Below are 13415 nucleotides of genomic sequence, written 5' to 3'. Positions count from 1 at the left end.
CTTGCGCATCTGACATTGCTAAAAAGCTATCAAGGCTGATGCCAACTCTTATAAGTCCCTGATTTAAGAGCCTCGTAAGCTGTTCGGATTCTTTGGAAAGTAGCGTACTTCGGCGATGTATCGACGATAAGTCCCCTTGCCTTAACCAGTTCAATAATTCGAGGTGACAGTCGCTCAGTTCGTTCGCCATCTGCTCGCGTAACTGCTTTAGCCACTGCTCTTCGGTAGCCTTCGTGTCGTTCTCTAAGCTCCGCTCGTACTCGTCCGTCAGCTTCTTCATCTGCCTGCGCTTGTCGTCTAAAATCTGTTCCGACAGCCTTTTTTTGCTGGCGATACGTTTGGACCATGCTAACCTCAGCTTGTCGGAATTCATCTGGCAACGCTTCTGTTCGTCGTAGAACTTCTGCTGTTGCTCGTTTTGCTTCTCCAATTCGTTCGTCAGTTCTTGCTGTTTCTGCTGCAAGTTGTTCTTGGCGTTCTGGTATCGAGCCGTCTCCTGCTCCAAGTTCGACGAGATTCTTTGCAATTCGCTCAAGTTCGTCCTGGCAGTCCGGTCGATATTCCGCTTCTGCGCGGACCAGTTCATATCTTTTTTTATGATATCGGCTTTCCAGGTTCTTACGTCTTGCTTTAACTGCTCGCTCCGCCGACGACACTCTTCTTGCCGCTTTTGCAAGTGGGAGTAAGCGGCCACGAACCGTTTTTTCAAGTCGTTTCTGGTGCGATGCCTGAAGGCTGAGCAGTTGTTGCTCAGCTCGTGCTGCGATGTCCGTAACGCGTGATATTTCCGCGTTAAGGTGCTGCTCAACTGCTCGGTATTGTTCACTTTCCAGGCAGCGTTCAATTGCGCGTATAAGGTTTCCAATCTCCGTCGCTCGGCAGTTGACAGACTCCTCAAGAAGTCGTCTTTGGAGTTGATCAATCGGTGGTACCTCTTTTGTATTTCTACCGGAAACTGATACGTATCGAGCGGTTCGTTCTTCATGATTGTAAAGCCATTTGGTCCGGTCGGTATGGTAAAAAATCTGTTCAATGGCCGTGGCCGACTCCTTGGGTATAGTGACAGATACAGTGTCGATGCACAGCCGCTCTAACTTCAGTAGCTTTTCTTCATCGGGTTTGTGTGTGGCGACTATTTCGACGAACAGAATTGGCTTTCCATGATGGTCGAAGAAGGTTACGTCGGGCTGGATGATGTGCCGCTTCTTCTTGGATGGCTCGGTTCTTTCCCAATCTGGTTTGCTCATCCACCGAATTTGGCCGGCTTCATCTTCATAAAATTGGTATTCGATGCCGACTGTATGGCCATGAATTACTTGGGCTTCTTTCAGCCGCATCATACCGTCTGTGCCTTTGGGCGCGTATTTGTCAATGGCCGGCACCTTGATTTGCTTGATGCGCTGTAGGATATCTTTAGCGATTCGGTGCCGGTAGGTTTCGTTTGAGAACGTGCATTTGCGTTCGATCTTGACGTCGGTAACGTGATGCCTGAAGTACCAGCTTCTATCATAATCGCTGTGGCAGGCTACCATCTCCCCTTCACAGTCGATGCAGTAGTACCCCTTACGGCCCCGTTCTACCTCAGAAATATGAAACTCTTCCCCCTTTATGTTTTTGGCATATTGCGTTTCCTCACGCTGCTTGTTTTCCATCTTAAGTTTGTCTAAAGCAAATTTTGTTTGGTCAAGACCTCAACCGACGGGTTGATCGACAGCCGGATCAAGACTATTCGTTTTCATTGGTCCACCAAGACTGTAAACTATGTAAGTCCCGGCTGTCACTTTGTTGTAAACCTTGAACAGTTCAATGGGCCGGGCCGCGTAGGCTTCGAGCTTGCTTTCAAGATTGATAGGGCCCTGCAGCAGACTCGTCACCTTTAATCAATTCGTTATCAGTTCGCTCATGGAAACGATTTATGTGGGCCTGGACATGGCCAAAGATACGTTTGACGCTTACTGGCCTGATCAGGCCCATGCTGCCCTGACCAACGACGAAACAGGCTGGCAAAAACTACAGACCCTGTTGCCGCCCCAGGCCCATTGTATCCTGGAGTATACCGGTGTTTACTCGTTAGGACTGGCCAGTTTCCTCCATCAGCAGGGCATCCCTGTTTCGGTCATCAACCCCCTGAGCCTAAACCACTACGGGGCCATGCAATTACGCCGGGCTAAAACCGATGCCGCCGATGCTCGGTTGCTGTCGGCGTACGGTCAGCAGATGAGACCACCTCTTTGGCAACCACAACCAACTCATAGTCAACAGATTCGCCAACTCTTCGCCCTGCTCAATCAGTTCAACAAGCAGTACCGTTCACTGGATAATTTTGCCCAGCAACAACAGCGGCAAGTGGTCAAAACTGACTTAGTCGATGCAGGGCTGACAACGATGCTGACCCAGTTACAAACCCAAATCGACAAGTTGGAGACCGAATTGCGTCGGCTGGTTGAACAACATCATGGCGATCTGTTTGAACGCCTACAAACTATTCCCGGTATCGGCCCCAAGACAGCGATGCTGCTCATCGGCTTGACTCAGGGCTTTGCGGGCTTCGCCACAGCCAAACAGCTTATTGCCTATGTGGGGCTGGCTCCGCGGATTCACCAGTCGGGCAAGTCGATCAACCGCCCGGCCCGCATCTGCAAGATGGGCACCGCCCGTGTTCGCAAAGCCATTTATATGGCTACCTGGTCAGCCATGCGCTTCAATGCGCCCGCCAAAGCCTTGTATGAGCGGCTGTTGCAGAAGGGTAAAGCCAAGCGTCAGGCATTGATGGCGGTCGCTAACAAGTTGCTCAAACAGGCCTTCGCCATTGCTAAATCAGGGAGGAGCTTTGAGAAAGATTACAATCGGACCGCCGAGCGGCCGACAAAATTTTCTTTGCCAAATGCTTGACTCGTTAACACAGTTCATAGTTAAAGCGCGGGTTTAATCCGCTACTACAACGTACAGGTAGTTCATGCCGTTGATCTGTGCCAGGCGACCGGTACTGTTTTCGTGCTTGTTATCGAGCCGCTGGGCAAATGCCTTGATGAAGTAGGACTCGTAGTGGCAAATGAACGCATCGCTGCTCGTCTTATACACCAGATACATCGTCTGATACTCCCGGTAGTCAGTTGCCTGGAACCGTTTGGCAGGTTGTACGGTCTTGCCAATCTTGGCGTACCGGTGTTTCTCTAAGATAGTCTCGACTGAGTGCCGAATCTTTAGGGTCGTTGAACGCCCCTGACGGCCGGTTGTCAGGTATTCTTCTGACACGGAACGGGCTTTATCTTCGGCTTGGCCTAAAATAAGACTGAACAGCCCGTTTAGAAATGATTTTGCCATGATCGGAATTAGTTACGGTGTTAGCACCAATTAATCGGTCTGCTCAAAAGAAAAAACAAGATTCTGAATGGATACGTTGATTTTCTCGCAGTCTTCAATCCCTTCTTTATCGAAGAAGTGAATGGCAAAATGGGTGGTTTCGTCGTCAGGTTTGTACATCATCACCTGACGGTAGTAAACCATGTTGTAGATGAGATTTGCGCAGAAAAGGGTCATTTTAAAGTCACGCTCCGAATCAAACAGTTTCGTTTCAATTCGCACACTGCCCGGCTTCTTAGCTTTTACGTAGTACGACATTGACTGACTAATGTCCCACTCGATGCGGACTTCCATTGTCTCCGGGTCTGCCAGCATCAGCTTCTGCGAAGCCGGTATTAACCGAAGACCATGTTTATAAGCGTTGTATTCCTCGCGGTCAATGAAGTCCGACGCGATCATGCGAATCCCGTATTTTGCCGCGTCAAGGCTTTCCCGGATGTGCTTAAAAAGATCCTCTGGTAACTTACCGGTTGGGGAGATACAGGGATAGAATAAATAGTGGGCTGCGCTGATTGTGTGCCCTTGGAAGGTGATTTGCTCGTCCAGAAAATTCAAAGCAGCGTCGTTTTCGGCTATATCCCGAATCATTTTATAGTTGTCCTGCCATTTTGCATTCGTGAGTCTGACCATTACCGATTGGTCGTCCTGGAGGTGGCCGTTTATAGGCTTTAGAGCGAAGAACAATTCAAAAAAGGTTTCTATTGCGTGGAAGTAGGTCTGCCGAAGATCGCTACGGAGCGTAAGCTGTAACTCCGCCCGGTTTTCATGAAGATGATCGGTGGTCAATATGGCATCTTCATACCGGCTCAGGTTGTCGAGCAACTCTTTCAAATAAATTGCCTTATGCCTATGGTAGTTTTTGAGATAAGTTTTGAAAAACAGTTTTGGATCAACAATCATAGTGCTTTATTGATTACGGATTAATTGATTTATACAAGGCTTTTAACTGTTTTAGACTTTTTCTTCCCGCCTACTCCTGCCGCAGCTACGAGCGGAGCCGTATACTGATCGTATAACTCGAACAGATACTCGATCCGGCGGGTCTCGTTAGTGAAAGCTTGCTTGCGGTAGCATTGGTCGACGGCCCGGTCGAGGTCCTGGTGTGCTTTGACCAGCGCGGGCGGCATGGTCAGCGGATCGTAGAGATCGGCCAGGCTACTGCCAACAAATGAGGCCCGCACGTCGAGTACCTTCTGCGCGGCTGCTTCTACGTCTTTAACCTGCTTGTCGGTCGGCGACTGTGGCCACGGGAAGTTGTTGTAAACGATGTCTTTTGAGTATCGGTAGTCGCTTTTTAACCGGCCACACACGTAACGTACCCACGTCATGTGCATCTCTGAAGTCAGCACGCCGAAATGAAATAAACTGGCATTCGGTACAATCTTGACCAGATTGCTGGAAAGCGTTTCGGGGCTTTCGTAGCCAATCGGAATATAGCGCCTACGTTCTGAAGAAACTTCAGGAACAATTAGGTAGCTGCTCTTTGGCATGTTTTCTACTTGAAATCTTGTCGGTGTATTTGCAAGCTTCTTTGTAGATGCCCTACTACTTGCAGAACGCATTGAACGAACAGCTTGCACCCGTTTCATTGCTTCCGGCATTTGTCTGAGTTCGCCAGGCGGACAGTCGCCCAACCAAAGACACCATCGCTCATAACCGTTGATAAACTCATCAGAACCTAACCACCGGCGAAACCATTTTTTCGATTGTGGTTCCTGTATAATGAACAGTTCCTTTTTTTCGGTTGTGAAAAGATAGTTTCCACCATCAATTGGCTGATTACCAATACCTATTTCAGGTACAGCACAAAGCGGTTTTTGCCGACGGGAAATGATAACGTCGTTTCCCTCAACCAAATACGGATTGATATTTTTTACGGTTAGTACTGTTGGGTCGCCTTTGATATCGTCATAGTGGTACAGATGTTTGACAGTAGTGTCATAACCTGCAAAACCGATGATAACGCAGTACACAGCCGCATTACCTTTAGCCTCATTATTCCACTTGAATGTTTGATGGGCGAAATGAATTTTGATATTATACTTCCTCAACATTTCTCCCCACAATACTCCAACTTGTTCACCTTGAGTCAGGGCTTTTTCATAAAACGATTAACTGGGTTTCCAACAAGCCATTGCCCGCTCTCGACTGGCCGTGCAGTCTTCCCAGTAGGCTCGCAGGTTGCCCCTTCGATCTTCAGCACGCAGTAAGTTGATCCCAACCGTTAACAGGCTCGATACCGTCCGAAGCCGAGCCCCATGCCCACAACGCAGCCCATCTTCGCCAGCAGTCGTATCCCGCACATGGTGATCGGCTTCAATCACCCAATGCTCGCGAATCGCTCGACATAGGCCTGTATCCGTATGCGGCAGATTACTCACAAAATAGGCCTGCTCTTGCCTGATCTGACCGTCCTTCAAGCGCGTAGTGTGGCGTTCCACCACAATTAGCGTGCACAAACCCGCCCCTTGCCACCGCTCTTCCAGCAACCAACTCGGCAAGGGGTAGAGCCGATACGACCGCTTTTCCAGACGGCCATGAGCTTTGGTCCATTCCATGGATTGAGTGATGGCAGCCTGATTGGACCAGGCCGTAAGTTGCCCCAGCAACTGGGCCTGATTGGCTTTTGCTCCGACTAAATAACCACTCCCTCCGCCATGCAGCCAAGTCAACAACTCAGGTGTGAGGTGCAAGGCATCCAGTGTAAAACGACGACCTGCTAACGCACTCACGGGTAGTGCTTTAAAGTAAGCAGCGACCACCTTGCGTTCCGACTCTTTGTCCCCTTCATAATAGCCCATCAACTGAGCTTGGCTATCTTCATGGCACACTAACTGCACGATCGCCTGGCCGCGCTTTTGGCCGCCTACTGAGTCGATGCTGCCGCGTAGTTCTTTGCCATCCACACTGTACCACACCCCAGTTTGGGTTTGTGACCAGTTAAAAAACTGCGCGTTAAGCGTATTATAACAGGTATAGTCCAAGCCTGCCAGCACCCGCCGAAGTTGTGGATCAGAAATGGGCTTTCTGCTAGCTTGTCCAGTTTGCTTGACTAACCAGTCGTGTTCGCGTACCAGCCAACGGTGTAACTTACTCAGACTTAGCTGGCCTCCTGAGCGCAGTAAGGCCCACAGCAATCCAGTCAGCACAAAGGCTAAGTCATGGCGTTTGCCTCGATTGTCGCGGCTATCTGGCAGGTGATTTTGCAAAAACTGGCAGTAGCGGCTAACTTCGTTTTTTGGGATTGGGCAATCATAGGTGAAGAATCTCTTTGGTCGGAGAAAAAACACAAAGGTCGCTCAATCCCTACTTTTATGAAAAAGCCCTACACCTTGAGTGATCGAGTTTGTTGAAACAAACGCAGTTTTTGATTCAATCTGATGAATGTATTGCGCTGCTTTCAGATACCAGCCTGATACGTAGTCAAGTATTCCGGACCCATCAACCCCTACAAAAATTTCTTTTAGCTCCTGTTTTTGCAAATCGGAAGTATAACGTGAACCAATGAAAGGCGGATTCCCCACGATGTAGCTGTAACGGATTGGCTCTTCCCCTTCTTTAGGTTTAGGCAGAAGTGATTGCCAGTCAGTGCGGAGGGCGTTGCCGTGCACGATGGTCGCCGACTTGCGGAGCGGTAGCCGGATGTAGTATTGCCCGAATTCTTCGGATATCCGCATATTCATCTGGTGGTCGATGAGCCACATGGCCACCTGGGCGATCTGCGCTGGGAATTCCTCGTATTCGATGCCGTAGAATCGGTCCACGTCCACGATCACAAGGTCGTTAACGCTCACGTACTGCTGTCCTTTCTGCAACGCCTTGATAACCTCGACTTCCAGCATCCGCAATTCGCGATACGTAATGATTAGGAAGTTGCCGCAGCCACAAGCCGGGTCCAGAAACCGCAGGCCCGACAATTTCTTGTGGAAAGCCGTCAGCTTCTTGCGGTCATTTTGTACACTTTGGAACTCCAGCCACAGTTCATCCAGAAACAGCGGCTTGATAACCTTGAGGATATTCTTCTCCGAGGTATAGTGCGCCCCCAGGTTGCGCCGTTCGACCGGGTTCATGACCGACTGGAACAGCGAACCGAAGATTGCCGGCGAGATACGTCCCCAATCCAACCCGCAGCAGTCGAGCAGAATTTGCCGCATCTCCCGGTCGAACGTAGGAATCGTCAGGTTCTCCGCGAATAGCTTACCGTTGACGTAAGGAAACTGCGCCAGGGCATCGTCTAAGTTCTTTGGTCGTTTGTCGGTGGGCGAGTTGAGCACCTGAAACATCATAGCCATCTGCTGCCCCAGATCGAAGCCGTCTTCGCGGGTGTTCTGCGCCAGGTAGTCCTGGAAGATGCCCTTTTCGAAGATACTGGTGTCATCGGCAAATAGGCAGAACAGTAACCGAACCAGATACACTTCGAGCGTGTGCCCCTCGTAACCAACCTCTTTAAGTTTGTCGTGCAGGCTACCCATCATCTGAGCCGCCTTGATGTTGACTGGGTCCTCTTCTTTGTATGTACGTTTCTGATAACCCAGCATGAAGCCGAACTCCTTGACGTGTTGGTGCAGCTCGGCCAGTGGTATTTCGTGGTAGGTACGTTCACTACCCACTGTCGATTTCTCTTCCAAGTCGTAGAGCCTGAAACGGGCGAAATCCGACACCAGAACGTAACGAGGCAGTTCATGATCTTTCAGCCCGATGAAGTAATCGACCGCTTGTTTGTATGCATCATCTAAGCTACGTCCCCGCGACTTGTGTTCGACTACCAATGTGCCTGGCCAGAATAGATCGACGAAGCCTTTGCTCCGACCCGGCCGCTCGACTGCTTTTTCAAATTGGGCCAACCGTCGGCGCGATACGCCGAATACGTTGAAGAAGTCGTCCCAAAACGATTTAGCTTCGGCATCTTCTGATGCTTCTGTTTTCCATTCGTTGGCGAAACGTAGGGCGCGGTCTTTAATTTCAGTCCAGCTAAGGGCCATTACCAAGCAGGGGGATGTTTAGTAAGTGAAAACCTAAAATAGTAAAATTACATTAATGCTCTTTCGTAGGCTCTGATTCCGCCGTAAATACACCGACCGATTTGTTATCAGGGATAAAAATAGCCAGACGAAACCTCGAGCTGTCGTTGGCGGAGTACTTTAACCACCTCGTCTAATGCTTCACAGAACTTAGTGTCCTTAAATAGCTCAAAGTGGTTCACTGGACCATTTATAATACGCGTAATCCTCCTCGCTTAGGTTCAGACGCATAAATTCGTCCATCCCAAAGTCATTTCGTTCTAACACGTACCGCCGGAATGGCCAACTCCGTTTAGCTTCTCCCAACCCTCTGGTTCGTTCGCCCTCGCGAATCCGCTCATTGGGTAAACCACTCAGATATTCTTCAAAATAGATTTGAAGCAATTCGTCTGCTGTTCGACTTTCCTGTTTGGCGGTCAATTGTCCTTCCAGCCATTCGGCCAAATCTTCCGGTACGTTGACGGTACTGTGCTCGGTTAGGCCAGCTACGTTGTTGAATTGATACTGATAGCAGTAGGCTGCGTTACCGATCCGATATTGCCGCGCCCAGAACTCACGCTCTTCCGGGGCAAAATGGGCTAATTGCTCGGCCTGTATCTGATTGTATTTTTCAATAGGATGGCGCATACTGAATTGATCTTGCTATTTCTAATTAAAAAAGAGGTATGCCAAAATCGTATCCGGCTTCATCTTCATGCTCAATAAGTTGACGAAGTAGAGGTTCAGGATTGGTCAGCGACAAGATGTAATCGCCCCAATTAGCTGAATTACCAAACCTCTTATCCTCGTCAGGCAACTCAGTCAATCTTATCTGCTCGGTAAGTTGTTCGTTGATGCCGTAGTTCTCAAAGAATTTAAGCAATTGATGCAGTTGCAATGCTTTGGCGGGAGGGCGACCTGTCAGCCGAAAGACAAGATTTCGTAGTGCCGTACCCACGTATTCTTCGTCCTGCCAATCACGAATGTCCCAAAAATGGAGCAGGTTAATTTGGCGATAATGAGGCAGGTTCAAGTAAAACGAGCCAAAGTGGCGCTGTTTGCTATACCAATGGTTACGAAAATGCTGACAAAGGTCTTTCATGGCCTGTTCATCCTCGCCCAATACAACAGGTGAGATAGCCCTTAAATGAGCAAAGCCGTCTTCCAGAGGCATTTGCTCTAACGCCCTGTAGCATTGGATAAATTGAAAGATGTCATCAAGTGGAATAGGTTTTACGGGAGATTTGTACATTTTTAGGTTGTAAATTTTAGTGTGATGTAAGCCAGTTAGTCGTCTCCGTCTACAGGCGGCATTCGTAATTTGGCCGAGTTATGATAAAGCATCCGTTCCGATTCAGAGGATGTGCTTTGACTCTTGTACAAGCGTTGCAGCGACCAGATTTGCCCGTATTCGATACGGATTCGCTCGTGAACAGCCGGTAGCTGATTACGTAAAATAACGTCGATCAGGATGGCATCTTCCTCAAAAGCTGGATGCCATAATGCATCATAGTCGAGGAACAGGGGAGCCTGGCACCATCGGGTTACGGTTCTATCGGTGGGTTGCACGATGTCGAAGTAGTTCGTGTGGAGCCAATAGTAGCAATCCGGCTCTTTGATATCTTCGATCATCCGTCGCAGTAGCCCTGGTAGTGCCGATTCATCTTGGCCCAGCGTTTCGGTCGTCATTGGTATAAAAAGGCATTGACAGCTATAATCCTAACTTCATGGCCGCATTGTGTTTGACCACTTCCTGCACCCGTGTGTAGCGGTCGATCATAGCGCGGGTCCGGTGTTTAGTCTGTTGCATAATCTGCGAATCGTCGGCCCCGTTGAGCTTGGCGATGGTGACGAAGGAGGCCCGGTGCGAGTGCGCCGAGTAGTCTTCGCCCAGATACTGTTTCGTGACGCGGGCCACCTGCTTATCCGAAAGTCGTTCATCTGTAATCTGCTCGCCTTTGCGGATGCGAATAAACAACGGACCCGTCGTACGACTTAGTAACGACAGATAATCCTGCAAGGCCCGTACCGGGCAGGTCTCCGGGTCTGGGCTGAAGAAGAGGGCTTTCTGTTCGGTGTGACCGTGTTGATTGGTCTTGCTCCCCCGGTAGCTCAACACCGCTCCCTGCCGGGTAAACTGAACACTCTCGATATCCAAAGCGACCAACTCCGACCGGCGAAAGGCACCGGCAAAACAGACCAGTAGCATCGCCCGGTCGCGCAGGCCCGTCGGTGTAGGAGGTATAGCCCGAACCGATTGTTTATAGGAATCTATTTCAAAAGCAGGAGCCTGCTGCGGCTCGGTGCCAATGCTCCGTTTGATGCCTTCCATCACCAACCGGACTGCTTCATCGTGTCCGGGGTCCGGGTGTTTACGTAGCCGGTGCCACTTGCGGATGGCCGCCAGCTTTCGGCTGATGGTTGCCCATTTCTGGTGCCCGGCCAGATCAGACAGGTAAGCGGCCAGCGGAGCAGGGCCAATAGGCAGAACGCCCATGCCGTTTTCCTGTAGCCAGCTTTCCAGCCCGGCAATGTCTGCCCGGTAGGCTTTACGGGTATTGGCGGCTCCTTCCAGGCCCTTCTGCAAGAAGGTCGCCGTCTTGGCGGCCAGTTCCTCCTGCGTTGGGCGTGAGTGGACAGAAGTCGAGTCGCTTTTAGTCGATATAAGGCTGGTGTTCATTCTGGAATCAACGTTACAGGTTAGGTAGCATATGCTGTTTGCCAGTGGTATCGGTTCGGAACGTACCCGCTCTGGCTGCGGCTACAGACGAGTCCACCTCAGCCTCGGTAAGTTCATCTAACTCGTTAACGAACAGCCGTGGCGACGGACCGTCTGGCTCGCCGTCATCCTCTAAATAGCCTGTATCTATCCGCAACCAGAAATTCCACTCCGGTACTTGCATATGCGTGATGGTTCCCACGCTGTTAAGGTGAGTGGGTCGGTTCTGGTGGTAGATTGGGCGGTATCGCTCGGCCATGCGGGGCAGTTCCTCAAGCAACGCGGCCTGCACGTCGGCGGGCATTCGCTCGAAGGTCAATCGGGCGGCTGGTGACCATACCAGATCGGGATCACTGTTCATAATGAATTGGCTTACAATCTTGCAAGTTTACTAATAAATCATTACGTCCGATAAGAAAAGTTTATCGGACATAAAAGTTACCCAATACCTTGTATGTAAGAATTCGTGTGGTTATCTTGAGGCATGTAAACGCTACGTTCATTTTTCTCTTTAACGGAGGGCTTTACACCGAGCAACATGAATAAAGAACAGTTCACCCTTGAATACAAAGCACCCAACCGCTTTCCCAGCACCTGCTTCATTACCGTTTACCGGGACATTCCGTTGGTGATCGCTTCCGAGACGGGCGTGGGCATGAGCGTGACCAACGCAGCAGAGTTGATTGCTACCGAAGTAGTCAATCGCTGCAAACTCGATCCAGTGCGCTTGCTATTTGTCGAGCATTATCCAGAAAGTCAGCGGCCAAAGCCCTACGGCGAGTCATTCGACCTCGTCACATTTACCTGGGATGGCACCACGGCCCGTAACCCAGACTGGCGTAACCTGCCCAACGATGAGTTTGAGCAGATTTTACAAGCCATTAACGTGTAGTCTTCGCAGGTAAGCGGGTTAGTTGCTCTTCCGCTTCTTTGATTTAGGGCCTGACGGGTCTTTAAACAGTATACCAGCTATGTAGCGCGTGGGCGTCGTGGCCACCGTAACCGCTCCGTGAGTCACCATACTATCCAAACGCAGAAACTCATTGAGGTACTGCTCGCTACTAAGAATAGTTTTCTTCTGACTATCGGTAAATTGATAATTGTAAAGGAACTCCTCCGCCTTCTTCTGCTTATCAGCAAAGGATAGTTCGCTGGCTTTCTGCAAATCTTTGTTGACGAGCGCGTAGTACGTCGCTTTGGGACTGGTCTTACCCTTTCGGCGAATAATAAAATTGATCCATTTCACAGCCCGCCCCTCTTTTTGCTCGGTAATGACAATGTCGAGGTACGTCTTTCGGTTGATCTCTGAAATGGCATTGGAGAGTACCATCTGCTTGAAGTTGGAGTAACGAACATACTTTTGTGCATTGAGCAGCTCCCGCAGTTCGGTTACCTCGACGCGCCACAAGCCGGTATCGATAAAGCGGGTCAGTCGAGGAAAAAGGAGTTGGGAGTATTCACTACTAAGCGATACAGCCGCGCTCAGTTCATATTGTGAATAGCCTTTGCTCAGGTCGATAAAATAGGGCAGAACCATCGAGTTGACAACGATGTCAAAATACCCCTTATGCGACTCGTAGTGAATATACGGAATGGGGACGATGAACGTGTACTTGCCCCGATCCTGGTCAAATATCTTAATCTTACGAGAGGTAACCCGATCCAGGATTTTGAGGATGACGTTCGTCTGGGCGTGGGAGTTTTCGCCTACAAAAACATCCGAATAATGAATCCGAAATTGTCGATCCTCAACTCGGTAAGATTTCACATCAAACGTCTGCTCTCCCTTCAGGGCTTTCAGAATGTTCCAGTAAAGCCGACGTTCATGCAGCGAAAATTCGGAACGCCCCAGCAACAGAGTTAGGGGTTCGCGGATAACAATTTCATCATTCATGGGCCTAAGTAGAACGAAGAAAGCGAGAAAAGCAATTTTTGAAGACAATTCCTTGCCTGTGATCAATTGACGGAATTAGCTTCATTACTTATTTTTATTGCCTTATCATGGTTAAGTCATTGATTATTAAGTGCTTTAGCGTTAAAAATATATTTAAAAAATTAAACATTTATGTCGTTTTTTTCTTGCTTAACACTTTCACACTGGCAGGTATTTGGTGCTTGATTATGCCATTACTCTATTTCATTGCCCTTCTACTCTAATTCATTGCCCTTCCGACTCTAATCCATTGCCGATCTAACTTAGATCTATTGCCTTTACCCCCCAATGTTGACTTTTATTTATTGCCCTTTTACTCTAATCTATTGCCGAACTACTCTAATACATTGCCAATGTACCACTTATACACACTACTAATTACTGATCCAGAGGAGTTTAG

14 protein-coding genes are annotated in these 13415 nt (G+C 49.3%); 2 read left to right on the top strand and 12 right to left on the bottom strand.

The window, feature by feature from the left end; all coding sequences use genetic code 11:
* Positions 1-29: 29 nt before the first annotated feature.
* The gene (locus RUDLU_RS29785) at positions 30-1652 is read right to left on the bottom strand and encodes a hypothetical protein (protein WP_157580381.1); all 1623 of its coding nucleotides are present in this window, start codon (positions 1650-1652) and stop codon (positions 30-32) included.
* 250 nt (positions 1653-1902) lie between these two features.
* Here RUDLU_RS29785 and RUDLU_RS28060 point away from each other — a divergent pair, with 250 nt between their 5' ends.
* On the top strand, positions 1903-2892 hold the full coding sequence (locus RUDLU_RS28060) for an IS110 family RNA-guided transposase (RefSeq protein ID WP_019990966.1): 990 nt from the start codon (positions 1903-1905) through the stop codon (positions 2890-2892).
* 33 nt (positions 2893-2925) lie between these two features.
* Here RUDLU_RS28060 and RUDLU_RS0123860 read toward each other — a convergent pair whose 3' ends face one another.
* The 10 genes from RUDLU_RS0123860 to RUDLU_RS0123815 all read right to left on the bottom strand — a co-directional run bounded on the left by RUDLU_RS0123860 (position 2926) and on the right by RUDLU_RS0123815 (position 11443).
* Positions 2926-3324, bottom strand: coding sequence for a hypothetical protein (locus tag RUDLU_RS0123860; RefSeq protein ID WP_019990965.1), 399 nt, complete (start codon positions 3322-3324; stop codon positions 2926-2928).
* A 30-nt stretch (positions 3325-3354) separates the two neighbouring features.
* The gene (locus tag RUDLU_RS0123855; RefSeq protein ID WP_019990964.1) at positions 3355-4263 is read right to left on the bottom strand and encodes a hypothetical protein; all 909 of its coding nucleotides are present in this window, start codon (positions 4261-4263) and stop codon (positions 3355-3357) included.
* Between the two features lie 29 nt (positions 4264-4292).
* A complete protein-coding gene (locus RUDLU_RS28055; protein WP_342663163.1) occupies positions 4293-5456 on the bottom strand; it encodes a type IIL restriction-modification enzyme MmeI in 1164 nt (387 codons plus the stop codon).
* Between the two features lie 18 nt (positions 5457-5474).
* The gene (locus RUDLU_RS0123845; protein ID WP_169578073.1) at positions 5475-6572 is read right to left on the bottom strand and encodes an ISAs1 family transposase; all 1098 of its coding nucleotides are present in this window, start codon (positions 6570-6572) and stop codon (positions 5475-5477) included.
* Positions 6573-6662: 90 nt separating this feature from the next.
* Positions 6663-8345, bottom strand: coding sequence for a DNA methyltransferase (locus RUDLU_RS0123840; protein ID WP_019990961.1), 1683 nt, complete (start codon positions 8343-8345; stop codon positions 6663-6665).
* A gap of 207 nt (positions 8346-8552) precedes the next feature.
* On the bottom strand, positions 8553-9011 hold the full coding sequence (locus tag RUDLU_RS0123835; protein WP_019990960.1) for a hypothetical protein: 459 nt from the start codon (positions 9009-9011) through the stop codon (positions 8553-8555).
* Positions 9012-9036: 25 nt separating this feature from the next.
* Positions 9037-9615, bottom strand: a complete 579-nt coding sequence (locus RUDLU_RS0123830) for a hypothetical protein (RefSeq protein WP_019990959.1) — start codon at positions 9613-9615, stop codon at positions 9037-9039.
* Between the two features lie 35 nt (positions 9616-9650).
* The gene (locus RUDLU_RS0123825; RefSeq protein ID WP_245581711.1) at positions 9651-9995 is read right to left on the bottom strand and encodes a hypothetical protein; all 345 of its coding nucleotides are present in this window, start codon (positions 9993-9995) and stop codon (positions 9651-9653) included.
* A 79-nt stretch (positions 9996-10074) separates the two neighbouring features.
* On the bottom strand, positions 10075-11043 hold the full coding sequence (locus RUDLU_RS0123820) for a site-specific integrase (RefSeq protein ID WP_027303345.1): 969 nt from the start codon (positions 11041-11043) through the stop codon (positions 10075-10077).
* A 13-nt stretch (positions 11044-11056) separates the two neighbouring features.
* Entirely contained in the window at positions 11057-11443 is a 387-nt protein-coding gene (locus RUDLU_RS0123815) for a hypothetical protein (protein WP_019990956.1), read from the bottom strand.
* 177 nt (positions 11444-11620) lie between these two features.
* Between RUDLU_RS0123815 and RUDLU_RS0123810 the strand changes: the two genes are divergently transcribed.
* Positions 11621-11974 (top strand): hypothetical protein, encoded by a 354-nt coding sequence (locus tag RUDLU_RS0123810; RefSeq protein ID WP_019990955.1) that lies wholly within the window; start codon positions 11621-11623, stop codon positions 11972-11974.
* 18 nt (positions 11975-11992) lie between these two features.
* Here RUDLU_RS0123810 and RUDLU_RS0123805 read toward each other — a convergent pair whose 3' ends face one another.
* Positions 11993-12976: a replication initiation protein gene (locus RUDLU_RS0123805; RefSeq protein WP_019990954.1), complete on the bottom strand. Its 984-nt coding sequence runs from the start codon at positions 12974-12976 to the stop codon at positions 11993-11995.
* Positions 12977-13415: the final 439 nt, after the last annotated feature.

Source organism: Rudanella lutea DSM 19387 (assembly GCF_000383955.1).
Taxonomy (GTDB): Bacteria; Bacteroidota; Bacteroidia; order Cytophagales; family Spirosomataceae; genus Rudanella; species Rudanella lutea.
This window is presented reverse-complemented; position numbering and strand designations above follow the sequence as displayed.